Source organism: Nocardioides panacisoli, from assembly GCF_019448235.1.
Lineage (GTDB): Bacteria > Actinomycetota > Actinomycetes > Propionibacteriales > Nocardioidaceae > Nocardioides > Nocardioides panacisoli_A.
The window spans coordinates 1,523,905-1,546,398 of sequence record NZ_CP080409.1; the positions used below are offsets into that span (position 1 = coordinate 1,523,905).

General features: G+C 71.8%; 22 protein-coding genes. 11 read left to right on the top strand and 11 right to left on the bottom strand.

Annotated elements, in window-relative coordinates; genetic code table 11:
* Positions 1-18 precede the first annotated feature (18 nt).
* From KUV85_RS07515 to KUV85_RS07525, 3 genes are read left to right on the top strand one after another with little or no spacing between them, the layout of a single operon-like run.
* Complete coding sequence (locus KUV85_RS07515) at positions 19-1,020, top strand: metal ABC transporter substrate-binding protein (RefSeq protein ID WP_219962589.1); 1,002 nt, start codon at positions 19-21, stop codon at positions 1,018-1,020.
* A complete protein-coding gene (locus tag KUV85_RS07520) occupies positions 1,017-1,823 on the top strand; it encodes a metal ABC transporter ATP-binding protein (RefSeq protein WP_219962590.1) in 807 nt (268 codons plus the stop codon). Before KUV85_RS07515 ends, KUV85_RS07520 begins: the two co-directional genes overlap by 4 nt.
* Entirely contained in the window at positions 1,820-2,824 is a 1,005-nt protein-coding gene (locus tag KUV85_RS07525) for a metal ABC transporter permease (RefSeq protein WP_219962591.1), read from the top strand. The genes KUV85_RS07520 and KUV85_RS07525 overlap by 4 nt, the downstream gene beginning before the upstream one ends.
* Before the next feature lie 120 nt (positions 2,825-2,944).
* Here the strand turns inward: KUV85_RS07525 and KUV85_RS07530 are convergent, their stop codons facing one another.
* Together KUV85_RS07530 and recO are read right to left on the bottom strand one after the other, a co-directional pair.
* Positions 2,945-3,718 (bottom strand): isoprenyl transferase, encoded by a 774-nt coding sequence (locus KUV85_RS07530; RefSeq protein WP_219962592.1) that lies wholly within the window; start codon positions 3,716-3,718, stop codon positions 2,945-2,947.
* A 35-nt stretch (positions 3,719-3,753) separates the two neighbouring features.
* On the bottom strand, positions 3,754-4,482 hold the full coding sequence (recO, locus tag KUV85_RS07535) for a DNA repair protein RecO (protein ID WP_219962593.1): 729 nt from the start codon (positions 4,480-4,482) through the stop codon (positions 3,754-3,756).
* A gap of 17 nt (positions 4,483-4,499) precedes the next feature.
* On the opposite strand from recO, the gene KUV85_RS07540 reads away from it, so the two are divergent.
* Together KUV85_RS07540 and KUV85_RS07545 are read left to right on the top strand one after the other, a co-directional pair.
* Entirely contained in the window at positions 4,500-5,303 is an 804-nt protein-coding gene (locus KUV85_RS07540) for an ion transporter (protein ID WP_219962594.1), read from the top strand.
* 105 nt (positions 5,304-5,408) lie between these two features.
* The gene (locus KUV85_RS07545; RefSeq protein ID WP_219962595.1) at positions 5,409-6,803 is read left to right on the top strand and encodes a GntP family permease; all 1,395 of its coding nucleotides are present in this window, start codon (positions 5,409-5,411) and stop codon (positions 6,801-6,803) included.
* Positions 6,804-6,826: 23 nt separating this feature from the next.
* On the opposite strand, the gene KUV85_RS07550 is transcribed toward KUV85_RS07545, so the two are convergent.
* On the bottom strand, positions 6,827-7,516 hold the full coding sequence (locus KUV85_RS07550; protein WP_219962596.1) for a FadR/GntR family transcriptional regulator: 690 nt from the start codon (positions 7,514-7,516) through the stop codon (positions 6,827-6,829).
* Between the two features lie 56 nt (positions 7,517-7,572).
* Here KUV85_RS07550 and KUV85_RS07555 point away from each other — a divergent pair, with 56 nt between their 5' ends.
* Positions 7,573-8,133: a gluconokinase gene (locus tag KUV85_RS07555; protein ID WP_219962597.1), complete on the top strand. Its 561-nt coding sequence runs from the start codon at positions 7,573-7,575 to the stop codon at positions 8,131-8,133.
* 11 nt (positions 8,134-8,144) lie between these two features.
* Positions 8,145-9,974: an SLC13 family permease gene (locus KUV85_RS07560; protein WP_219962598.1), complete on the top strand. Its 1,830-nt coding sequence runs from the start codon at positions 8,145-8,147 to the stop codon at positions 9,972-9,974.
* Between the two features lie 4 nt (positions 9,975-9,978).
* Here the strand turns inward: KUV85_RS07560 and KUV85_RS07565 are convergent, their stop codons facing one another.
* The 3 genes from KUV85_RS07565 to leuA all read right to left on the bottom strand — a co-directional run bounded on the left by KUV85_RS07565 (position 9,979) and on the right by leuA (position 13,505).
* Positions 9,979-10,845: an alpha/beta fold hydrolase gene (locus KUV85_RS07565; protein ID WP_219962599.1), complete on the bottom strand. Its 867-nt coding sequence runs from the start codon at positions 10,843-10,845 to the stop codon at positions 9,979-9,981.
* 23 nt (positions 10,846-10,868) lie between these two features.
* On the bottom strand, positions 10,869-11,570 hold the full coding sequence (locus tag KUV85_RS07570; protein ID WP_219962600.1) for a matrixin family metalloprotease: 702 nt from the start codon (positions 11,568-11,570) through the stop codon (positions 10,869-10,871).
* Between the two features lie 210 nt (positions 11,571-11,780).
* Positions 11,781-13,505, bottom strand: a complete 1,725-nt coding sequence (gene leuA / locus KUV85_RS07575) for a 2-isopropylmalate synthase (protein WP_237690222.1) — start codon at positions 13,503-13,505, stop codon at positions 11,781-11,783.
* 177 nt (positions 13,506-13,682) lie between these two features.
* Here leuA and KUV85_RS07580 point away from each other — a divergent pair, with 177 nt between their 5' ends.
* From KUV85_RS07580 to KUV85_RS07590, 3 genes are read left to right on the top strand one after another with little or no spacing between them, the layout of a single operon-like run.
* Positions 13,683-14,192 carry an NAD(P)H-dependent oxidoreductase gene (locus KUV85_RS07580; RefSeq protein WP_219962601.1) on the top strand — a complete coding sequence of 170 codons (510 nt, stop codon included), beginning with the start codon at positions 13,683-13,685 and terminating at the stop codon, positions 14,190-14,192.
* 43 nt (positions 14,193-14,235) lie between these two features.
* Positions 14,236-15,033: a septum formation family protein gene (locus tag KUV85_RS07585; RefSeq protein ID WP_219962602.1), complete on the top strand. Its 798-nt coding sequence runs from the start codon at positions 14,236-14,238 to the stop codon at positions 15,031-15,033.
* 11 nt (positions 15,034-15,044) lie between these two features.
* A complete protein-coding gene (locus tag KUV85_RS07590) occupies positions 15,045-15,857 on the top strand; it encodes a septum formation family protein (protein ID WP_219962603.1) in 813 nt (270 codons plus the stop codon).
* Between the two features lie 3 nt (positions 15,858-15,860).
* Here KUV85_RS07590 and era read toward each other — a convergent pair whose 3' ends face one another.
* The 5 genes from era to KUV85_RS07615 form a co-directional block, all read right to left on the bottom strand.
* The gene (gene era / locus KUV85_RS07595) at positions 15,861-16,793 is read right to left on the bottom strand and encodes a GTPase Era (RefSeq protein WP_219962878.1); all 933 of its coding nucleotides are present in this window, start codon (positions 16,791-16,793) and stop codon (positions 15,861-15,863) included.
* A 46-nt stretch (positions 16,794-16,839) separates the two neighbouring features.
* Positions 16,840-17,625 carry a siderophore-interacting protein gene (locus KUV85_RS07600; protein ID WP_219962604.1) on the bottom strand — a complete coding sequence of 262 codons (786 nt, stop codon included), beginning with the start codon at positions 17,623-17,625 and terminating at the stop codon, positions 16,840-16,842.
* Positions 17,626-17,678: 53 nt separating this feature from the next.
* Positions 17,679-18,965, bottom strand: a complete 1,287-nt coding sequence (locus KUV85_RS07605; RefSeq protein ID WP_219962605.1) for an SAM-dependent methyltransferase — start codon at positions 18,963-18,965, stop codon at positions 17,679-17,681.
* A gap of 10 nt (positions 18,966-18,975) precedes the next feature.
* Entirely contained in the window at positions 18,976-20,451 is a 1,476-nt protein-coding gene (locus KUV85_RS07610) for an FAD-binding oxidoreductase (protein ID WP_219962606.1), read from the bottom strand.
* A gap of 72 nt (positions 20,452-20,523) precedes the next feature.
* Entirely contained in the window at positions 20,524-20,871 is a 348-nt protein-coding gene (locus tag KUV85_RS07615; RefSeq protein WP_219962607.1) for a hypothetical protein, read from the bottom strand.
* A 235-nt stretch (positions 20,872-21,106) separates the two neighbouring features.
* Here KUV85_RS07615 and KUV85_RS07620 point away from each other — a divergent pair, with 235 nt between their 5' ends.
* Positions 21,107-22,480: an HNH endonuclease signature motif containing protein gene (locus tag KUV85_RS07620; protein ID WP_219962608.1), complete on the top strand. Its 1,374-nt coding sequence runs from the start codon at positions 21,107-21,109 to the stop codon at positions 22,478-22,480.
* The last annotated feature ends 14 nt before the right edge of the window (positions 22,481-22,494 follow it).

Consider the following 22,494-nt stretch of genomic DNA (forward strand, 5'->3'; position numbering starts at 1 on the left):
TAGTTGAGAATGATTCTCATGCGCAGACTTCTCCCGCTCCTCGCCCTCCCCCTCGCCCTGTCGGGTTGCAGCGCCTTCGGCGGCACCGACGACGGCGACGGCGTCGAGGTCGCCACGGCGTTCTACCCCCTCCAGTACGTCACCGACCAGGTCGCGGGCGAGCACGCGGACGTCTCGCTGATCACCCAGCCGGGCCGCGACCCGCACGACCTGGAGCTCACGGTCAACCAGACCGCCGAGATCACCGGCGCCGACCTGGTCGTCTACCTCAGCGAGTTCCAGCCCGCCATCGACGCCGCGGTCGACACCAACGCCGAGGGCGCGACGTACGACGCCGCCGACGCCGTCGACCAGCGGCTGTTCGGCGAGGGCGGGGACGAGCACGCCGAGCACGCCGGCGAGGGCCACTCCGAGGAGGAGCACTCCGACGAGGAGGGGCACGAGGACCACGACCACGCCGAGGAGTCCGGCGCCGAGGGCGAGCACGACCACGACCACGGCACCCACGATCCGCACTTCTGGCACGACCCGCTGCGCATGGCCGACCTCGGGGACGAGGTCGCCGAGCAGCTCGCCGAGGTCGACCCCGACCACGCCGAGGACTTCCGCAGCAACGCGGCCGACCTCCGCACCGAGCTGGAGGGCATCGACGAGGACTTCGCCTCCGGCCTCGCCGAGTGTGAGCGCTCGACCGTGGTGACCTCCCACGACGCCTTCTCCTACCTGGACAAGTACGGGCTGGAGTTCGAGGCGATCGCCGGACTGGCACCCGACGCGGAGGCGACGCCCGCCCACATCGCCGAGCTCCAGGAGCTGATCCGCGAGGAGGGCCTCACCACGGTCTTCACCGAGCGGCTGGCACCGTCGGCCGCCGCCGACACCATCGCCGGCGACCTCGGCCTGCAGAGCGAGGTCCTGGACCCGATCGCCGGGCTGGACGACGAGACGGCCGAGGAGGACTACGCTTCCCTGATGGCAGCGAACCTCGAAGCCCTCCGCAGCGCCAACGGATGTCGATGACCACACCTGCACTCTCCGTCCGGCACGGGTCGGTCGCCCTGGGCGGCCGACCCGTGCTGCGCCACATCGACCTCACCGTCGAGCACGGCCAGTTCCTCGCCCTGATGGGCGCCAACGGCTCCGGCAAGTCCACGCTCGTGCGGTCCCTGCTCGGCCTGCACCCCCTCACCGAGGGCGAGGTCGAGATGCTCGGCAGCCGGCTGGACCGCTTCGAGGAGTGGCACCGTGTCGGCTTCGTGCCGCAGCGCGCGTCGGCGACCTCCGGCGTACCGGCGTCGGTGTGGGAACTCGTCGCCTCCGGCCGACTCACCCACCGGCGACTCCTCCGGCCACTGTCCCGCGACGACCGCACCGCCATCGAGGACGCCCTGGACGTCGTCGGCCTCGGCGACCGTCGCCACGACACCGTCAGCATGCTCTCCGGCGGCCAGCAGCAGCGGGTGCTCATCGCCCGGGCGTTGGCCGGCCGCCCGGAGCTGTTGCTGCTCGACGAGCCCAACGCCGGCGTGGACCTGCCCAACCAACAGGCGCTCGCCGACACCCTCGAGCGACTCAAGCAACGCGGCGCGACCGTCGTCCTCGTCGCCCACGAGCTCGGCCCCATGGCACGCCTGATCGACCGCGCCGTGGTGATGCGGGACGGCCGCATCGCCTACGACGGCCCCCCGCTGGGCGACCACGACGTGCACCAGCCCTGGTTGGCCGACCCGCACACCCACCATCACCACGCCACCGGCGAGTCGCCCGACCACGCTCCCACGGTCAATGCGCCGCTGGAGGCGACCGAGGGAGAGCACCCGTGAGTCCCATCGAGCTGCTGACGCTGCCCTTCATGCAGCGCGCGTTCCTCGCGGCGTTCGTCACCGGGCTCGCCGCGCCCGCCGTGGGCACCTACCTGGTCCAGCGCCGCGTCTCCCTGATGGGCGACGGCATCGGGCACGTCGCCATCACCGGCGTGGCGATCGGACTGGTGACCAGCAGCTCGCCCACGTGGACCGCGGTCGCCGCGGCGATCGTGGGCGCGGTGCTGATCGAGACGCTGCGCGAACGCGGCCAGACCGGCGCCGACGTCGCCCTGGCACTGCTGTTCTACGGCGGCCTCGCGGGAGGCCTGTTCGTGGCAGGGCTCGACGGCGAGAGTACCGCGAAAATGGACCAGTACCTCTTCGGGTCGATCACCACCATCTCCGAGGCCGACGTGCTCACCACGATGGTGCTCGCGGCCGGCGTGCTGGCGGTGTGCATCGGGCTGGCCCCGCAGCTCTTCGCCGTCGCACAGGACCCCGAGTTCGCGATCGTCGCGGGCCTGCGGGTGCGTTCCTACAACCTCGTCGTCGCCGTCCTCACCGCGGTGAGCGTGACGGTCGCGATGCGCACGGTCGGCCTGCTGCTGGTGTCGGCGTTGATGATCGTGCCGGTCGCGACGGCACAGCAGGTGACCCGCTCGTTCCGCTCGACGATGGTCGCGGCCATGGGACTCGGGGCGCTGGCCGCGCTCGGCGGCCTGCTGTTCGCCGCGCTCGCCTCCTACCGCGCCGACTTCGCGCCGGGAGCCACGATCGTGCTCGTCTCGCTGGCGGGCTTCGCGCTCGCCTGGCCGGTCGGCGCCTGGCTGCGCCGACGGCAACGACTCCGGGAACCCTTCCCGACCGGCGGCGTACCCGGCCACGAGCCGACGCGCGAGCACCCGCACGTCCACGGTCCCGGGTGCGGGCACCTCGCGGTCCCCCACGACGACCACGTCGACTACGTCCACGACGGCCACCGCCACGCCCCGCACGGGGAGCACTACGACGAGCACTGACACCGGCAGGTCGAGTGCTCACTTGTTGCGCGTCGAGTGCTCACTTCCTGCGGGTCGAATCGGCCCCACTGCCGACTCAACCGCGAACAAGTGCCGACTCGGGGTGCAACAAGTGAGCACTCAACCCTGGGCGCCGCCGTACCGGCGGTCGCGGCGGGCGTAGGTCTCGATGGCGTCCCACAGGTGGCGTCGGTCGACGTCGGGCCACTGGACGTCGGAGAAGACGAACTCGGCGTACGCCGCCTGCCAGGGCAGGAAGTTCGAGAGGCGCTGCTCCCCCGACGTGCGCCACACCAGGTCGACCTCGGGCACGTCGGGCACGTAGAGGCGGCGCGCGAAGGACCGCTCGTCGATGCGCTCGGGGTCCAGTCGTCCGGCCGCGGCCTCGCGGGCGAGTTCGCGGGCGGTGTCGACGATCTCGCTGCGCCCGCCGTAGTTCACGCACATCGTCAGCGTGAGCACGTCGTTGTCGGCCGTGAGCTCCTCGGAGGTGCGCAGCTCCTTGATGACCGACTTCCACAGCCTCGGCGCACGCCCGGCCCACCGCACGCGGATGCCGCGCTCGTGCATCTCCTCGCGGCGCCGTCGTACGACGTCGCGGTTGAAGCCCATCAGCCACCGGACCTCCTCAGGCGACCGCTTCCAGTTCTCGGTCGAGAAGGCGTAGGCCGACACGGCCTTCACCCCGATCTCGATCGCCCCCTCGACGACGTCGAACAGCGAGGACTCCCCCTCGGCGTGGCCCGCCGTGCGCGGCAGCCCGCGCTCCTTGGCCCACCGACCGTTGCCGTCCATGATCACGGCGACGTGCTCGGGCACCAGCTCGGCCGGGATCTCCGGCGGCCGCGCGCCGGAGGGGTGCGGGGTCGGCGGGACGGGCGTGGGACGTGACACGGCTGCAGCGTAGCGGCCACCGAGCCGCCGACGGGTCAGCGCTCGACGTAGGCGAGGGAGCGCAGGCCACGCTCCAGGTGCCACTGCACGAACGCCGCGACCAGGCCGCTGCCCTCGCGGACGTGGCGCTCCTCGGCGGCCTCGGCCACCGGCCAGTCGCCCGAGAGCAGCGCGCCGAGCAGGGCGAGCGTCTCCGGCGCCGGGGTCGCCGACCCCGGGACGCGGCAGGTCGCACACAGCACCCCGCCCATGCCCGGGTTGAACCAGCGGTGCGGCCCCGAGCGGCCGCAGTGGGCGCAGTCGGTGAACGACGGCGCGTAGCCGGCGATCGCGAGGGCTCGCAGCAGGTAGGCGTCGAGCACGTGGACCGGCCGGCGCTCGCCGGACGCCATCGCGCGCAGCCCGCCGAGCAGCAGCGAGAACTGCTGCACCGCCGGCTCCCGCTCCTCGATGACGACCTGCTGGGCGGTCTCGAGCATCACCGTGCCCGCGGTGTAGCGGTCGTAGTCGCCACCGAGCCGGCCGGCGTACGCGCCGCGCGTCTCGGCCTGGGTGATGGTGTCCAGCGTCCGCCCCTCGGCCAACTGCAGGTCGACGTGGGTGAACGGCTCCAGCCGGGACCCCCAGCGCGAGGTCGTACGCCGCACTCCCTTGGCGACGGCACGCACCAGTCCCTGTTCCCGGGTGAGCAGGGTGATGATCCGATCGGCCTCACCCAGCTTGTGGGTGCGCAGCACGATCGCCTCGTCGCGGTAGAGCGGCACCCTTCTATTGTGCGGGCATGAGTGCGTCAGCCGAGGTCGCCACCCCGACGTCACCGCACGGAAGCGGGCCGCCACGCAAGCCGGGCAGGCCCGCCGCACCGCCGGTGACGATCGTGGACTGGTTGATGCTGCTGCTGGCGATCGCCTCGGTGGTCCTGCTGTCGTGGGTGACGTTCTTCGAGGTGGACCCGACCACCGAACGGCGCGTGATCGTGGCCGACTACGTGGTGTGCGGCGTGTTCGCCGTCGAGTTCGCGTGGCGCTGGCGTCGCTCGGGCATGGGATGGCGGTTCCTGCGCACCTACTGGTACGAGATCATCGGCATGATCCCGCTGTCGCACCCGGCGTTCCGCAGCTTCCGGCTGCTGCGCATCGTGATCATCGTGGCCCGCCTGGGCCGGGCGATCGACCGTGCGTTCGGGGATCGCGCGGCGGCGTACGTCGTGGGCCGCTTCTCCACCACGATCGTCAACATCATCCGCAAGCCGGTGACCGTGGCGGTGCTCGACGAGGTGATCGCGGTCATCCAGACCGGCACGTACGCCGACCACGTGGCCTCCGCGCTGGAGCGCAATCGCGACGACCTCGACGACCTGGTGGTCGACCTGATCCGGCAGAACCAGCGCACGGGACGCCTGAAGTACGTGCCGTTCCACGACGACGTGGTCCGCCTGGTCAGCGACACGGTGGTGGCGATCGTGGGCGACGGCCTGCGCGACCCGCGCACGCACGAGCTCATCGCCGACGCCATCCAGGACTCCGCCGCCCAGCTGCGGATCGCTGTCCGCGCCGGTGACCACGAGGAGCGCCGCGGCGCCTGACCCCGGGCGCGCGGGGCGCCGGGTTGTCAAAGATAGTACCTTTCGTTCACCATGGCGTGACCACACTCACAGCACCGGTACGCCGGCGCTTCCCGAAAGGCACCCATGGATCCGATCACCCCCGTGCACGGCACCGGAGTGCTGCTGCTGATCGCCGCCGGCGCGGTCGCGCTCCTCCTCGTGCTCATCATGAAGCTCCGGCTCCACGCATTCGTGTCCCTCGTGCTGGTCAGCACGCTGACCGCGGTCGTGGCCGGCATCCCGGTCGCCGACGTCCCCGACGCACTCCTGGCCGGCTTCGGCGGCACGCTGGGAGCGGTCGCGCTGCTGGTCGGCTTCGGCGTCATGCTCGGCCGGCTGCTGGAGGTGACCGGAGGGGCACAGGTCCTCGCCGACACGCTGATCGGGCGGTTCGGTGAGCAGCGCGCACCGTTCGCACTGGGCGTGGCGGCACTGCTGTTCGGCTTCCCGATCTTCTTCGACGCCGGGCTGGTGGTCTTCCTCCCGATCATCTTCACCGTGGCGCGGCGCTTCGGCGGCTCGCTGATCCTCTACGCGTTCCCCGCCGCGGGTGCGTTCGCCGCGATGCACGCGATCGTGCCGCCCCACCCCGGCCCGGTCGCCGCCACGGTCGCCCTCGGCGGCGACGTGGGCGTCGGGCTGCTCGTCGGCCTCCCGGTGGCCGTGGTCGCCTGGTTCGTGGGCTCCTACCTCTACGCCCGTTGGATCGGTCGGCGGATCGTGGTCGACGTGCCGACGCTGCTCTTCGGCGAGGAGAACGACGCCACCGCGGCCGACGCGCCGCGGCCGTCCTTCCCGCTGGTCCTCGGCCTGCTGCTGCTCCCGATGGGGCTCATCGCGCTCAACACCGTCCTCAGCACGCTGGTCGACTCCGGCGTCCTCACGGCCACCGCGACCGTCGACACGGTGCGACTGGTCGGCGAGACACCGATCGCGCTGCTCATCACGCTGCTGACGGCGATCGCGGTGATCGGGTCGCGGGTCGGCTCGGTGGGCGAGGTGACCGGCGTGCTCGACGCCGCACTGGGCCCGATCTGCACCATCATCCTCATCACCGGTGCCGGCGGCATGTTCGGCGGCGTACTGCGCACCAGCGGCATCGGCACGGCCATGACCGACTCGCTGGGCGACCTCGGCATGCCCGTGCTGTTGCAGGCGTTCGTCATCGCCACGCTGCTGCGGGTGTCGCAGGGCTCGGCGACCGTCGCGCTGACCACCACGGCAGGGCTCATCAGCCCACTGGTCGCCAGCGAGGGCCTGGGCGACTTCCGCATCGCGCTCGTGGTCATCGCGATCGCCGCAGGCGCCACCGTGCTCTCCCACGTCAACGACTCGGGCTTCTGGCTGGTGAGCCGCTTCTTCGGCATGGACGAGAAGCAGACGCTGCGCACCTGGACGGTGATGGAGACGACGCTGGGTCTCAGTGCCTTCGTGCTCGCGGTGCTGCTGTGGCCGGTCGCCGCCGCCGTCGGCGCATGACCGCAGCCACGGGCCCCCGGCCGTCAGGCCGGTGGGTCCGACATCTCCGTCAGCACCTCGGCGCACAGCGTGGCCATCGCGGACTCCGCCAGCTGCGGCTGGCCCTCGGCGACCGCGTCGGCCACCATCTGGTGCAGCCGCCTGGCCTCGGGCTTGGGCTCGGGCGGCATCAGGTCGTGGTCGGTGCGGCCGCGCAGCACCTCCTCGACCATGCCGGCCATGCGGGCGAACTGCAGGTTGCCCGAGGCCTGCAGCAGCAGCCGGTGGAAGGCCACGTCGTGCTCGAGGAACGCCGCCAGCTCGCCGCGGCTGCCCGTCTCCTCCATGCGCGCCGCCAGGTCCCGCAGCTCCTCGCGCTGCGCGTCGGTGGCGTGGCGTGCCGCGAGGGCGACCGCGGTCGGCTCCACCGCGAGCCGGAACTCCGAGAGCTCGTGGACGACCCGTCGCCGCTCGACGCTGGCGAGGCGCCACCGCAGGACCGCAGGGTCCATGACGTCCCAGTGCGTGGCGCCCAACACCCGCACCCCGGTGCGGCGCCGGCTCTCCACGAGCCCCAGCGACACCAGGACCTGGACGACCTCGCGGGCAACGGTGCGGGAGACGCCGAACTCCTGCCCGATCCCCTCGAGGGTGAGCGCGGTGTCGGCGGCCGGGTCGCCGTCGACGATGCGACGCCCGATCTCGTCCAGCACGCTGCTGTAGAGGGTCGCCATGTCCCGACCCTACCGAGGCGAGCGCTCCGGCGTGGTGGGCCGGGACGGGGCACACCATGACCCGCGGCGCCGCGCAGGCGGACGGCGTACGCGCCCATCGGCACGTGGTCGTCATGGGCGTCTCGGGGACCGGCAAGTCCACCGTCGCCCAGGCACTCGCTGCCGAGCTGGGACTGGTGCTCACCGAGGGCGACGACCACCATCCACCGGCCAACGTGGCCAAGATGTCGGCCGGTACGCCGCTCACCGACGACGACCGTGCGCCGTGGCTCGCCGACCTCGCGACCTGGACCGCACGACACCACGAGGCCGGGACCGCGACCGTGCTGACCTGTTCGGCGCTGCGGCGCACCTACCGCGACGTCCTCCGCGGCGCCGTACCCGAGCCGACCGTGTTCGTGCACCTCGTGGGATCGCGCGCGGTCCTGGTGGAGCGCATGGAGCACCGTGAGCACTTCATGCCGTCCTCGCTGCTGGACTCGCAGTTCGCCACGCTGGAGCCGCTCGAGGCGGACGAGGCCGGCGGCGTGGTCGACACCGACCTGCCCGTGGAGCGGGTCGTGGCCGACGCCGTACGGCTGGTGACGGCGGCGATGCCGCCGGAGGAGGCGCCGTAGGATCAGCGCCCATGACCGTCGAGATCGGGCTGGTGCTGCTCGTCATCGCGGCCGCGTTGTACCTCTTCGCCAGCCAGCGCCTTCCCCTGGACGTCTCGGCGCTGCTGATCATGGTGACCCTGATGGTGATCCCGTTGGCCGGGGACCCGCTGGTCGACGCCGTCCCCTGGCTGCGCGATCGCGACATCGACCTGGCCGGCGCCTTCCCGACCGTCACCGAGGGGCTGTCCGGGCTGTCGAGCCCGGCGACGGTGACGGTGCTGGCGATGTTCATCCTCTCCGCCGGGGTACAGCGATCGGGCCTGATGCACGCGCTGGGGCGCCGACTGGTGCCGTTCGTCGGCAGCTCGGAGCTGCGGCTCTTCTTCGTGCTGATGCCGGTCGTCGGCGTGGTCTCCGGCTTCGTCAACAACACCGCGGCCGTGGCCGTCACGATCCCCTTCGTGCTCGACATGAGCCGACAGCTCGGGCTGCGGGCGTCCCGGCTGCTGATGCCGCTGAGCTTCTTCGGGATGCTCGGCGGGATGCTCACCCTGGTCGGCACCTCGACCAACATCCTCGCCTCGACTCTCGTCACCGGCGACGACGCGCTGGGACGCAGCATCGGCATGTTCGAGTTCGCACCCGTCGGTGCCCTCGTCCTGCTGACCGGCCTGGTCTACTTCGCGCTGGTGGGACGGTTCCTCCTGCCCAGCACCGATCTCGGCGGCGAGGACGAGGCCGAGGAGGAGTTCGTGGTCGAGCTCGGCTTCCCCGCCGGCAGCGGCTGGCTGGGCGCGAGCCTGGCGGAGTCCGGCCGGGCCAGCGACGCCGGCGTGACGGTCACCCGCCTGATCCGCGACGGCGCGTCCCACCGCGAGGACGCCGAGCGCTTGCGGCTGACCGAGGACGACGTGGTGAAGGTGCGCGGCACCACCCGGCAGGTGGCGGACCTGATCAAGGACGAGGACGTGGTCGTCCTCACCGACACCCACCGCAACACCCGGGCGAGCGGCAACGGCGTCCTGGTCCGGGCCCTGGTGCGCAACCGACTGCTCTTCACCGGTCGCCGAGCCCGGACGATCGGCTTCTGGGTGCGCTACCGGGCCCGACTCGTCGGGATCGAGGCACAGCAGACCGTCTCCGCACGACTCTCGGAGGAACGCCTGAATGTCGGGGAGATCCTGCTGCTCGAGGTCGCCGAGGAGGACATGGCCGCCCTGCGCCGTCACCCCGACCTGGTGCTGCTCAGCGAGTTCGAGGACGAGTTCGACGCACGACGCATGTGGCTGGCCGGGGGCATCGTCCTGGCAGTGGTCGGCGCCGCCGCACTGACACCGTTGCCGATCGTGGTGACGGCGTTGCTGGGCGTGATCGCCATGGCCGTGACCGAGTGCGTCACCAAGGACGACCTCTACTCGGGCGTGCCGTGGGAAGTCATCTTCCTGCTCGCGGGCGTGATCCCCCTCGGCGTGGCGATGACCAAGTCCGGTGGCGCGGAGTGGCTCGGTGGCCTGCTGGCCGGCGCGGCGGTCGACTGGCACCCGCTGGTGGTGCTGATGGCCCTCTACGCCTTCACCACGGTGCTCACCGAAGTGGTCAGCAACAACGCCTCCGTCGTGATCCTCGTGCCCGTCGCGGTGTCGCTCTCGGCCGAGCTGGGGATCGGCGTACTCCCGTTGGTCTTGACGGTGATGTTCGCCGCGTCGACCAGCTTCCTCTCCCCCGTCGGCTACCAGACCAACGCCATGGTCTACGGCACCGGGCTGTACCGGTTCACCGACTTCGCCAAGGTGGGCGGGCCACTCAATCTCGTACTGATGGCGGTGACCTCGACCGCGATCTGGGCGATCTGGGCCTGACCCCTCAGGACGTACGCCGTGTGCGCGCCCGGGCCTGCCAGCGCGCCCGCGCGAAGTCGACGGCGAGCTCGTCGAGGCGCCCGGGGCTGACCCGCCACTCGACGATCGAGCGCGCCTCCTCGAAGGTGGCGTTGGGCAGCTCCTCGGCGAGCAGCGCCGCGTCGGCACGCAGGTGGATCGGATCCCACGGATGACCGATGACGAGCGCCGGGGCGGTGATCCGACGCCGCTCGTGGGCAAGGGGCGCAACGCGCCCGAAGAACAGGCCGTGGGTGTAGGCGGCCATCGCGGCGGGGTACTGGCCCAGCGTGTCGAGCACCACGCCGGTCCACCCCGGCACCGCGCGGCGGGGCACCGCACGGGTGGCCCACCGCAGGCCGGTGATCGCGAACGGGAGCCGCCGCGCCGTGAACATCAGCGGTGCGAACGCGCCGATGCCCGCACCGAGGCCGTTGTGCAGCACCGGCATCTCCAGGATGAGGCCGCGCACCCGCTTGGGCGCGATGGCCGCCACCTCGAGGGCGACGTTCGCACCCAGCGAGGTGCCGCCCAGGACCGCGTCCTTGGCACCGAGATGGTCCAGCAGGGCCACCACCTGCTGTGCCCAGTGGGTGGTCGAGTAGGCCAACGGGTCGGCCGGCCGGTCCGAGCCGCCGTGCCCGAGCGGATCCAGCGTCACCACGTGCAGGCCGGCGCCGGCGAGCGAGCGTGCGAGCCCGTCGTGCATCCGCCGCGGGATCAGCAGGCCGGGCAGCAGCACCACCCAGCGGTCGCCGCTGCCGTACTCGGTGTACTCCAGCCGGTCGCGCCCGCGGTCGGACTCCACGTGGAACTGACCGATGCGCTCCGAGACCAGGATCGCTTCACTCACGCCAACATCCTGACAGTACGGTCCTATCGACAGGGCCCTTGACCCGCCGCGGCGAGTCCCGCGCGGTCACCGTCCCGGAACTGCAATGCCGGTGTGCCACCGTGATACATCAACTGCTCGGGATCATCGACGTGGCCGAGCCCCACCAGGTGACCGAACTCGTGCAGCACCACCGATCGCTGGGCTGCGCGACCATCGCGACGCTGCGCCATCGCCTCGAAGGAGTCGATGTCCAGGGTGATCCCTCCGCGCGAGAGGGACTCGCCGCCGTACTGGTCAGCACGTGGCGCCGCACCACCGAGCCCGGCGACATCACCGGCGAGCCGGGGGACCTCCTCGGCGGTGGCCCACGCGATGAGGGCGGGAGCCCCCGACCCGAAGGTCACCGGGACGAAATCGGCCTCCCACCCGGGCCGCCGACGGGACTCCCCGGCGTACTCGAGGCGGAGGCCGGTGAGGTGCTCGATCTCCTCCGCCGCTGCGTGGACGAGCTCGACCCACGCCGGCTCGGCCCCCTCCGGGTTCACCTCGTAGCGCACCGGGCGACAGGGGTCCCACCGGACCGGTCCGCCACCGGTGGTCGCCAGGAAGGAGTACGCACCCTGCGTCGACGCGACGACCGGGGGCAGGATCCGGTCATCCCCGAACCCGACCAACGACCGCAGGCGGTTGGGCAGGAGCCCCGGCACCAGGAACAGCGCGGCAACGACGACCAGCGTCACCACGACCGCGACCGACTGGCCTCGGCGTCCTGAGCGGGGCGTTCGTCGCGGCGAGGCACCGAGGCCGTGACGGGCATCCACGCGGTCCAACTCGCGCAGTCGACGTCGCAGACGCCGGTACTTCCGATTCCGCCCGAACACGGAGCCATCCTGCACGGGGCTGCCCCCTGCGTCCGGGGATCGGCGAAATCGGGTCCCGCCGGGCGCCGGTCCTCAGACGCGGTGGGCGGCGCTGCGGTTGACCGCGCTGAGGACGGCCTTGAGGGACGCGGTGACGATGTTGGCGTCCATGCCCACGCCCCACAGGACCTCCTCGCCGACCGCGCACTCGACGTACGCCGCGGCGATGGCGTCACCGCCCGAGGACAGCGCGTGCTCGTGGTAGTCCAGCACTCGGATGTCGAACCCGCCCTCGAGGCCGTTGATCGCGTCGACGAAGGCGGAGAGCGGGCCGTTGCCGACGCCGTGCAGCTCCCGCGAGGCGCCGTCGACGTAGACGTTGACCGTCAGTGCGTCCTTCTCCCCCACCGCGCTCTCGGTGTGGACCGAGTTGAGGCGCAGCGGCTCGTCGCGGCCGAGGTACTCGGAGTTGAAGATCGACCAGATCTCGTCCGGGGTGACCTCGCCACCGTCGGTGTCGCTGCGACGCTGGATCACGCGGCTGAACTCGATCTGGGCACGCCGCGGCAGGTCGAGGTGGTGGTCGGCCTTGAGGACGTAGGCCACGCCGCCCTTGCCGGACTGGCTGTTGACCCGAATCACGGCCTCGTAGCTGCGTCCGACGTCCTTGGGGTCGATCGGCAGGTAAGGCGCCTCCCACGGGACCTCGCCGACCGGCTTGCCCTGCTCGTGGGCAACCCGGTCCAGGTCCTCCAGGCCCTTCTTGATCGCGTCCTGGTGGGACCCGGAGAAGGCGGTGTAGACCAGGTCGCCCGCGTAGGGGTGGCGCGGGTGGACCGGCAGCTGGGTGCAGTACTCCACCGTGCGACGGATCTCGTCGATGTCGGAGAAGTTCACCTGCGGGTCGATGCCCTGGCTGAACAGGTTCATGCCCAGCGTGACCAGGCACACGTTGCCGGTGCGCTCACCGTGCCCGAACAGGCAGCCCTCGACCCGGTCCGCGCCGGCCATCATCGCCAGCTCGGTGGCAGCGACCGCGGTGCCGCGGTCGTTGTGCGGGTGCAGACTGATCGCCGAGTGCTCGCGACGGGTCAGGTGGCGGGAGAAGTACTCGATCTGGTCGGCGTAGGTGTTGGGGGTCGACATCTCCACCGTCGCCGGCAGGTTCAGGATGATCTCGCGCCCCGCCTCGGGCTGCCACACGTCCGAGACCCGCTCACACACCTCCAGCGCGAAGTCGGTCGGCGTCTGGGTGAAAATCTCGGGGCTGTACTGGTAGCCGAAGTCGGTGCCCGGCAGCAGCTGGTCGGCGTACTTCATCACCCACTCGGTGCCCTGGGTGGCGATGCCGATGCAGTCGGCCTCGGTGAACCCGAACACGACGCGGCGGAACAGCGGCGCCGTGGCGTTGTAGAGGTGCACCGTCGCCTTGTCGGCGCCCACCAGCGACTGCACGGTGCGCTCGATGAGGTCCTCCCGCGACTGGGTCAGCACCGAGATGCGGACGTCGTCGGGGATCCGGTCCTGCTCGATCAGGTCGCGCACGAAGTCGAAGTCGGTCTGGCTCGCCGCCGGGAAGCCGACCTCGATCTCCTTGTAGCCCATCTCGACCAGGAGCTCGAACATCACCAACTTGCGGGTCGGCGTCATCGGGTCGATGAGGGCCTGGTTGCCGTCGCGCAGGTCGGTGGAGAGCCACCGGGGCGCCGCGGTGATGCGCTGGTCGGGCCACGTGCGGTCCGGGACGGTGACGGGCTCAAACGGCATGTACCGCTCGAACGGCATGCCACTGGGCTGTTGGGAAGGAATGCTGGTCATGACTACCTCGGTGCGATTGCGGTCGGTGGGCGCCGGGCGCATCAACACTCCGCAGCGAGGGGTCCGGCTCTCAGACCTCGCTGCGGCAGCTAAGGAGCCCTGCGACCGGGCCCTGGAGAAGCAGCGTGCGCGTCATGATGTGACCACCCTACACGCGCGGTCCCTAGAGTGGCGGCCATGTCCCGTCTGCTGATCGTGCACCACTCACCCACTCCCGGCGTCACGCAGCTCACCGACGCGCTGGTCGCCGGCGCCCGGGACGAGGAGATCGAGGGCGTCGAGGTCGTCGTCCGCAGCGCTCTGGACGCGGCCTCCGCCGAGGGGGCGGAGGAGGTGCTCGCCGCCGACGGCTACCTGATCGCCACCCCGGCCAACTTCGGCTACATGTCCGGGGCGTTGAAGCACTTCTTCGACACGATCTTCCTCCACGCCGGCGGCTCGCTGGGTGAGGACGGCGCCGCGGACGGGGACGGTTCCACCGGCAAGGCGTCCCGCAAGCCGTACGGGCTGCTGGTCCACGGTCGCTACGACACCACCGGGGCCGTGCGCTCGGTCCAGTCGATCATCGAGGCACTGGGCTGGACGCAGTCCGCCGAGGTGCTCTCGGTGCTCGGCGACGTGGGTGAGGGCGAGGAATCGTCGGCCTACGAGCTCGGCGCTACGATCGCGGCACTGTTGAGCAACTGACCCGGCAGGAGCCGGGTCCCGCAGGGTCGAAGGGGTCACACCGATGAAGCGTGCCGGTGTCGTCGCCGTCGTGCTGGCGGCGTTGACCGCGGCCGGCTGCGCCTCGGAGCCGCAGGGCTCCAACACCGACCCCGACCTGGTCGACGCGGTCGAGGCACCCGCGGAGGGCACCTGCCGCGTGCTCGCGCCCGCCGACGTGGCAAAGCCGGTCAACGCCACCCAGACCACGCCCTGCACGGACCGGCACACCGCGGAGACCTTCCACGTCGCCGAGACGCCCGACGAGCTCGAGGAGGTGGAGTACGACGACCCCGCGGTCGCCGACTTCGCCTACCAGCGGTGCTCGACCCAGTTCCGCAAGTTCATCGGCGCCGACGCGAGCAACGCGCTCCGCACGGTCCTCAGCTGGGCGTGGTTCCGCCCGTCCCGCCAGGCATGGGGCGACGGCGCACGCTGGATCCGGTGCGACGTCATCGGCGGCACCGCGGAGGCCGAGAAGCTGCGCATCCTGCCCGGCACGACCCGCGGCGTACTCTCCGGACGACCGAAGGACCGCTGGCTGGTGTGTGCGGCCGGCCGCGCCTTCCGCGCCGCGACCAAGGTGCCCTGCGACGAGGCCCACGACTGGCGCGCGGTGACCACCATCAAGGTGGGCGAGCCCGAGGACCCCTACCCCGGCGACGACACCGTCGCCAGCCGTACCGACTCCTTCTGCGAGAGCTCGGTGCGTGCGTGGCTCAACTACCCTGCCGACTACGAGTTCGCGATCACCTGGTTCGACGAACAGCAGTGGGACGCCGGCAACCGACTCTCGGTGTGCTGGGCCCGCACCACGGAATGAGGCCACCCACCATGCGCATGACCGCCGTGCTGCTGCTCGTGGCGGCGGTCCTCGTCGGCTGCAGCACCCCCGACGCCGCCGAGCCGACGCCCACCGAGAGCACGGGGGCCACCCCGACCCGCGCCGCGGAGCCACCCCCGGACCCGCCGAACAACCGCTGCTACCAGCTGGGGTTCGAGGAGGCGCTGGCCCCCGAGCAGCCCGAGGCGGCCGATCGGCCCTGCGGCAAGCCGCACGCGTCGGAGACCTACCGGGTCGCCCAGCTCGACCTCGTCGTCGACGGCCACCAGGTCGCCGTGGACTCCCCGCAGGTCCAGGACCAGGCGGCGCGCCGCTGCCCCGAGGGGCTGCCGGAGTTCCTCGGCACCGACCAGGCCGGTCTCCGCCTGAGCATGGTGCGTCCGATCTGGTTCACCCCGACGCTGGAGCAGTCCGACGCCGGCTCCCAGTGGCTGCGGTGCGACGCGGTGGTCGTCAGCGGCGACCAGCAGCTCGCCACGTCCTCGGGCAGCCTGCGCAACGGCTTCGCCGACGGGGTCCCGGACCGCTACGCGATGTGTGGCACCGCCGCGCCGGACGCGCCGGGGTTCGAGCGCGTCGTGTGCTCGGCCGACCACGGCTGGCGGGCCGTCAGCGTCGTCGGGTTCGAGGCGCAGCAGTATCCCGGCCGGGACGCCGCCCGCCAGCGCGGCCAGCAGACGTGTGAGGACGTGGGCGCGGACGAGGCCGAGGACCCGCTGGACTACCGGTGGAGCTACGAGTGGCCCACCGCGGAGCAGTGGCAGGCGGGCATGACCTTCGGTCGGTGCTGGGTCCCCGACTGACCCTCAGAAGCCGAGACGGCGCAGCTTGCGCGGGTCGCGCTGCCACTCCTTGGCGACCTTGACGTGCAGGTCCAGGTGCACCTTCGTGCCGAACATCGCCTCGAGCTGCTCGCGGGCGGCCGATCCGACCTCACGCAGCCGGGCGCCGCGGCGACCGATGACGATGCCCTTCTGCGACTCCCGCTCCACGAACAGGTTGGCGTGCACGTCCAGCAACGGCTTGTCCGCGGGACGGTCCTCCCGCGGCAGCATCTCCTCCACGACCACGGCGATGGAGTGCGGCAGCTCGTCGCGTACGCCGTCCAGCGCGGCCTCGCGGATCAGCTCGGCCGCCAGCACCTCGTCCGGGGCGTCGGTGAGGTCACCGTCGGGGTAGAGCGGAGGCCCCTCGGGCATCAGGCCCACCAGCAGCTCGGCCAGCAGCTCGATCTGCTCGCCCGACACCGAGGACACCGGCACGATCTCGGCCCACTCGGTGCCGGTCTCCTCCCCCAGCGCCGCGATCTGCATCAGGTGCTCGGCGAGCCGGTCCGGCGAGGCGAGGTCGGTCTTGGTGGCCACCGCGATCTTGACCGAGCGCCGCACCTTCGCCAGCTCGTTGACCAGGAACCGGTCCCCCGGGCCGATCTTCTCGTCCGCGGGGAAGCACACCGCGACCACGTCGACCTCGGCCCACGTGGTCATCACCAGGTCGTTGAGCCGCTCACCGAGCAGGGTGCGCGGGCGGTGCAGTCCGGGGGTGTCGACCAGCACCAGCTGGCCGTCCTCGCGGTGCACGATGCCGCGCACCGCGTTGCGGGTGGTCTGCGGCTTGTCGGAGGTGATGACCACCTTCTGGCCGACCAGGGCGTTGGTCAGCGTCGACTTGCCGACGTTGGGCCGCCCGACGAAGCAGGCGAACCCGCTGCGGTGGCCCTCCGGAGCCTCACCCGACATCAGCGGGGCCGGCGGCGGGAGGCCGCCGAAGTCCTCGTCGTACTCCTCAGCCATGCCTGCTCCGCCCCTCCTGGGCCGCGTCGTAGTCGGCCCAGATCTCCTCGTCGGTCTTGCCGGCCGCCTTGCCGGCACGCCAGATCGGGCCCGGGTCGACCGACCGCGGCTGGCGGGCCTGGGCCCGCCAGTAGCCCATGACGTCGTACGCCGTCGACGGCAGGCGTCGACCGCGCATCAGGTGCTTGCGGATGGCGCGCATCTGCGCGGACTCCCCGGCCATCCAGAAGTAGCCCTCGCCCTCGGGCCAGTCCAGGGCCTCCACGATCTCGGCGAGTCGGCTGCCCTGCGGGCCGGGGGCCGACCAGTGCGTGCCCTCCGGGAGGTACGCCGCGAGCTCGGCGGCGTCCTCGGCCTCGGCGTGGATCGTGGTCGGCAGCGAGGCGCCGTGCGTGGCGTGGATCCGCGCCATCGCCGGCAGCGCGGTCAGGTCGCCGACCAGCAGCAGCCACTGCGCGTCCGGCGGCAGCGTGAAGGAGCCCTTGGGCTCGCTGATGGTCACGGTGTCGCCGACGGGGTCGCCGGCGGCCCACTCGGTGACGAGTCCCTGGTCGTGCACCACCACGTCGAGCACCAGCTCGTGACCGTCCCAGGAGCGGACGGTGTAGTAGCGGCTCTGGAACTGGTCGGGCACCACCAGGCCGACCCACTCGTCCGGGGTGCCGGTGGAGGTGAAGTCGGCGAGTCCGGGACCGCCGAGTCGCAGGCGCACCAGGTGCGGCGAGATCTCCTCACGGCCGAGGACCTCGGCGGCGTACTGCTGGGCGGGAGTGCTCACCCCGGCAGGTTATCGGCCCCGCGGCACGCGGCGTGAACCCGCGACCCGCGTCCTCAGAAGGTGTGGCGGAGGGGGTAGCCGGTGGCGCCGGCGTCGTCGACCCGCGAGGCGAGCACGTGGTGCAGCTGGATCTCGTTGCGCTCGAACGCGAGTCGCGAGCCGGCCATGTACAGGCCCCACACGCGCGCGGTGTTGGGACCGACCTCGGCGACGCACTCGTCCCAGTGCTCGGCCAGGTTGGCGCCCCACGCGGCGAGGGTCCGGGCGTAGTGGAGCCGGATGTTCTCGTGGTGCTGCACCTCCAGCCCGGCGTCCTCCACCGCGCGGACGATGGTGCCGGACCCGGTGAGCTCGCCGTCGGGGAAGACGTAGCGGTCGATGAACTTGCCCGTCGAGGTCGCCCGGTTGTGGGCGCGGGTGATGCAGTGGTTGAGCAGCCGGCCGTGGGGAGCGAGCTTGCGGTGCAGGAACCCGAAGTACTCCGGGTAGTGCTGCACGCCGATGTGCTCGGTCAGCCCGATGGAGCTGATGGCGTCGAAGTCGGACTCGGCGACGTGGCGGTAGTCCAGGTGGCGCACCTCGGCGAGGTCGTCCAGGCCCTGCGCCTTGATCTCCTCCTGGGCCCAGGTCGCCTGCTCGCGCGACAGGGTCACCCCGAGGGCGCGGACGCCGTACTCGCGGGCGGCGTGGCGGACCATGCCGCCCCAGCCGCAGCCGATGTCGAGCAGTCGCTGGCCCGGGCGCAGGTCCAGCTTGCGCGCCACCAGGTCGTATTTGGCCGCCTGGGCCTCCTCCAGCGTGGCGTCCTCGTGGGGGTAGAGGGCGCAGGTGTAGGTCATCGACGGCCCGAGGACCAGCTCGTAGAACCGGTTGGAGACGTCGTAGTGGTGGTGGATCGCCTCGGCGTCGCGGCCGAGGCTGTGGCGCACGCCCTCCAGCACCCGCCGGGTGCGCGAGGGGGCCTCCTGCGGCGGCGGAGCCGGGGCGCGCAGGTGGGAGACGCCCAGCGAGCGGACCAGTGTCACCAGCTCGCTCGCGCTCGGCCGCCGGAACTTGATGCCCTCCTTGAGCGCCACCAGCGCCGGGTAGGGGTCGCCGGGGTGGGCGCCGGAGAGCTCGAGGTCGCCGGCGACGTACGCGCGTGCCAGCGCGAGATCCGGGTCCGGGGAGCTCATCAGGTAGGACAGGCCGCGCTCGGTGCGCAGGTGGAAGTGGTACGGCGCGTCCTCGGGACCGCTGCTGCTGCCGTCGTAGGCGGTGAACCGCAGTGGCAGCTCCTCGCGCAGCAGCGAGGTGAAGGCGTCGGCGATGCTGAGCCTGGTCCTGGTGTCGATGGTCATGGTGTCCTCCTCACTGTCGGGCGACCGCCTTGTCGTACAGCGAGGTCAGCCGGTCGTCGGGGTCGTGGCGGCGCTTGACCTCGGCCAGCGCGTCGCCGTGGTAGAGCCGGTCGAAGGTCTCCCGGTCGTAGTAGGCCTCGGAGTAGAGCGACTTGTGGCCGCCGAGCTGGTGGACCTTCGCCTCGATGGCGCGGTTGAGGGGCGCCTCGTCGCGTTCGGGACCGACGTGGACGGTGCCCCAGAAGCCGACGTTGACGTAGGTGCGCCCGGGCTCGAGCGGGTACGCCGTCCAGGGCCGCCCGATGGTCGAGCCGCGCTCGGCGGTCGAGCCACTCTCGGTGGTCGAGCCGCCCTCGGTGGTCGAGCCTGTCGAGACCAACGGGCACAACCACACCGGCCGCATGCCGACCTCGGCGTCGAACCAGTCCAGGAACTCCGGGAGGCGCTCGACGGGCACCTCGATGTCCTGGATGACCCGCTCACGGGCGGGGCGACGGGCACGGCGGTCGAGCCGGTCGGCGATGCCGAACCGGTGGTCGAGTCGCAGCAGGCGCATGTAGACATCGGAGCGCCGCAGGCGCCGCGGCCACAGGCGCCGCACGAGCGGGTGCTGGGCGCCGAACGCCCCGGAGCACCAGAACCAGTCGGTGTCCCAGCGCCACAGATAGTCGTGGATCGTGAGCAGATCGACCGGTCGCTGCTGGATCGAGCGGTAGTACACCTGCTGGCCCGTGTAGTCACTGGGCCAGTCGGGGTCGACGGATGCGTCGTTCTGTGGCACTCGAGCGGGCAGGGCGATCCGGTCGGTCGCGTGCGCCACCGTGAGGTAGTACTCCCCCGGCGCGAAGGCCACGCCGTCCAGTCCGAAGACGGGCTCCCCGTCGAGTTCTCCGGACGCCGCGATCTCGTCGATCGCCTTCACCAGCAGGCCGAGGTCGTCGCAGCGCACGTGCTGCAGCGCGACGTACGTCGGCGCCCGCTCGAGCCGGATGCGCAGCCGGGTCGCGTAGCCGAGGCTCCCGTAGGAGTTGGGGAAGGCGTCGAAGAGGCCGTCGCCGGGCCGGGTCGTGACGACCTCACCGGCACCGGTGAAGACGTCCATCTCCAGCACCGACTCGTGCGGGAGGCCGTTGCGGAAGCTGGTGGACTCGATGCCCAGCCCGGTGACCGCGCCGCCGAGGGTGATGGTGCGCAGCTGCGGGACGACGAGCGGCAGCAGCCCGTGGGCGAGGGTCTCGTCGACGAGGTCCTCATAGGTGCACATGCCCTGCACGTCGGCCCACGCTCCGTCGGGGCCGTCGTGGACCTCGAGGACGCCGGTCAGGCCACTGACGTCGAGGCCCGGGGCGTCCGGTGCGGACCGGGCACGGAAGAGGTTGGTCGTGGGCTTGGCCAGCCGCACCGGCTCCCCCACCGGGATGGCGGCATACGACGAGGCGAGCCGGGCAACGGCTCGCTCGTGCTCCCTCCCAGCACGCCGAGACATGTCACCAATGCTAGCGATCGGCGCGGACGTGCCGCCAGTGGATAGCGCGTGGCGCGGCTCGGGACGGGGCCGTCAGACGCTCGTGGTGGTGCTGATCTGTCCCTTGGCGTCGCCCGCGTGGACGACCACCGCGTCGCCGGCGCGGAAGTCGGCCAGGACGGCGTCGTCGGCGGCCGTCAGCTCCTCGGCCTCGCCGAGCACGACACACGCGGCGATACCGGTCGCGCCGGATGCCACGGCCATCGCGACGCAGGCCTGCACCGCGGAGAGGTGCAACGAAGGAAGGTCCACGGTCGCCGCCGCGTAGGTGCGCCCGTCGGCGTCACGCGCGGCCGCCCCCTCGGCGGCCTGCACCCGCGCCCGCGTCGACCGCGCCAGGGTGACCAACTTCTTGTCCTCCGCCGAGAGTTCGCTCGTCATGGCACCAGCCTAGGGCCACCGCCACGGACCGCCTTCCCGGTCGAGTCCCGGCACGGAGGATGGTCCTGCTGGTCGAGCCGACGCCGTGAGGAACGCGGGCCCTTGCTGGTCGAGCCGCCGCCGTGAGGGACGAGCGGCGTCGTGTCGAGACCCCGTCGAACCGCTCCTCGCGACTCGTCCACAACCCCCTCTCGGACGGGGTCGAGATGTCGGTGGCCGGTGATCTACTGAACCCATGTCCACGCAGCCGACGCCTTCCGACTCCACGGCGGAGTTGTTGGTTGCGCTGCGTGAGCAGGAGCAGGCCAAGCGCGACGCCGAGATCGCCTCGGCACGTCACATCGTGGCCTGGGCCGGGCTCAACACCGTCCACGCGCCCGCGGACGCGGCGACGATCAGTGATGGGTACGTCGACACCGGCGTCCCGATCGCCGGTGAGGGCGCCCCGCTGGTCAGTGAGGTCGCGTTGATGGAGCTGTGCGCGGTCCTCGGACGGTCCACGATCGCGGGGCGGGACCATGTGGGGAAGGTCCTCGAGGCTGCGTATCGGCTGCCCTCGGTCTGGGACGCCGTGCTCGCGGGACGGGTGCCGGTGTGGCGGGCACTGAGGATCGCCGAGGGCACCCGACTGCTCCCGGCAGACGCTGCGGCCCACGTCGACCGGCATCTCGCCACGTTCGCCGCGACCTGCACTTTCGCCCAGGTCGACCGGCTGGTCGAGGAGGCGCTGGCCCGGTTCGACCCCACCGCCGCCGAGCAGCGACGCCGGGAGGCCGCCGACGGGCGCCGGTTCGACGTCCACACCCACGACGCCGGGACTGAGGGCACCGTCGCCGTCGACGGGATCCTCGACACCGCCGACGCCCTCGACCTGGACGCCGCGATCAGCGACCGCGCCCGAGAGCTCGCCGACCTGGGCTGTGACGCCTCACGCGACGTACGCCGCTCCATGGCCGCCGGCGACCTCGCCCGCGGCGACCAGACACTGGGGTTGGGACACGAGACCGGCGCGGCCGGTCTCGACACGCGCTCGCTCGTCCCTCACGAGCACGGCTCGACCACCAAGGACCCCACCTCCAGGAAACGCCGCACCGTCGGCCTGCACGTCCACCTCACCGACACCGCCCTCACCACCGGCGGCGAGACCATCGGGCGGTTGGGCAACACCCGGACCCCGATCACCACCGAACAGGTCCGCGACTGGTGCGGCACCCCGGGCACCACCGTCATCGTCCGGCCCGTCATCGACCTGACCGGCCACGAGCCTGTCGAGGCCTACGAGATCCCCGACCGCCACCGCCGCCACGTGCAGCTCCGCGACCCCCACTGCGCCTTCCCCCACTGCCAACGCCGCGCCGAACGTTGCGACCTCGACCACGCCACACCCCACGCCGCGGGTGGCTCGACATGTCCCTGCAACCTGGTCCCGCTCTGCCGCAGTCACCACCGGGCCAAGACCCACTCCACCTGGGGCTACACCGTCCTCGACCCCGGCCAGTACCTCTGGACCTCACCGCACGGCCACCAATTCCTCGTCGACCACCACGGCACCCGCACCCTCGAGCACGGTCTCGACAGGCTCGACCACCGGCAGACCCACCGACGATGACCCCGCCGCCAGAC

Bases quoted from the DNA above. Each gene is read 5' to 3' on its own strand.
- KUV85_RS07515 (WP_219962589.1), top strand. From the start codon at position 19: ATGCGCAGACTTCTCCCGCTCCTCGCCCTCCCCCTCGCCCTGTCGGGT.
- KUV85_RS07520 (WP_219962590.1), top strand. From the start codon at position 1,017: ATGACCACACCTGCACTCTCCGTCCGGCACGGGTCGGTCGCCCTGGGC.
- KUV85_RS07540 (WP_219962594.1), top strand. From the start codon at position 4,500: ATGAGTGCGTCAGCCGAGGTCGCCACCCCGACGTCACCGCACGGAAGC.
- KUV85_RS07545 (WP_219962595.1), top strand. From the start codon at position 5,409: ATGGATCCGATCACCCCCGTGCACGGCACCGGAGTGCTGCTGCTGATC.
- KUV85_RS07550 (WP_219962596.1), bottom strand. From the start codon at position 7,516: ATGGCGACCCTCTACAGCAGCGTGCTGGACGAGATCGGGCGTCGCATC.
- KUV85_RS07555 (WP_219962597.1), top strand. From the start codon at position 7,573: ATGACCCGCGGCGCCGCGCAGGCGGACGGCGTACGCGCCCATCGGCAC.
- KUV85_RS07560 (WP_219962598.1), top strand. From the start codon at position 8,145: ATGACCGTCGAGATCGGGCTGGTGCTGCTCGTCATCGCGGCCGCGTTG.
- leuA (WP_237690222.1), bottom strand. From the start codon at position 13,505: ATGACCAGCATTCCTTCCCAACAGCCCAGTGGCATGCCGTTCGAGCGG.
- KUV85_RS07580 (WP_219962601.1), top strand. From the start codon at position 13,683: ATGTCCCGTCTGCTGATCGTGCACCACTCACCCACTCCCGGCGTCACG.
- KUV85_RS07585 (WP_219962602.1), top strand. From the start codon at position 14,236: ATGAAGCGTGCCGGTGTCGTCGCCGTCGTGCTGGCGGCGTTGACCGCG.
- KUV85_RS07590 (WP_219962603.1), top strand. From the start codon at position 15,045: ATGCGCATGACCGCCGTGCTGCTGCTCGTGGCGGCGGTCCTCGTCGGC.
- era (WP_219962878.1), bottom strand. From the start codon at position 16,793: ATGTCGGGTGAGGCTCCGGAGGGCCACCGCAGCGGGTTCGCCTGCTTC.
- KUV85_RS07605 (WP_219962605.1), bottom strand. From the start codon at position 18,965: ATGACCATCGACACCAGGACCAGGCTCAGCATCGCCGACGCCTTCACC.
- KUV85_RS07610 (WP_219962606.1), bottom strand. From the start codon at position 20,451: ATGTCTCGGCGTGCTGGGAGGGAGCACGAGCGAGCCGTTGCCCGGCTC.
- KUV85_RS07615 (WP_219962607.1), bottom strand. From the start codon at position 20,871: ATGACGAGCGAACTCTCGGCGGAGGACAAGAAGTTGGTCACCCTGGCG.
- KUV85_RS07620 (WP_219962608.1), top strand. From the start codon at position 21,107: ATGTCCACGCAGCCGACGCCTTCCGACTCCACGGCGGAGTTGTTGGTT.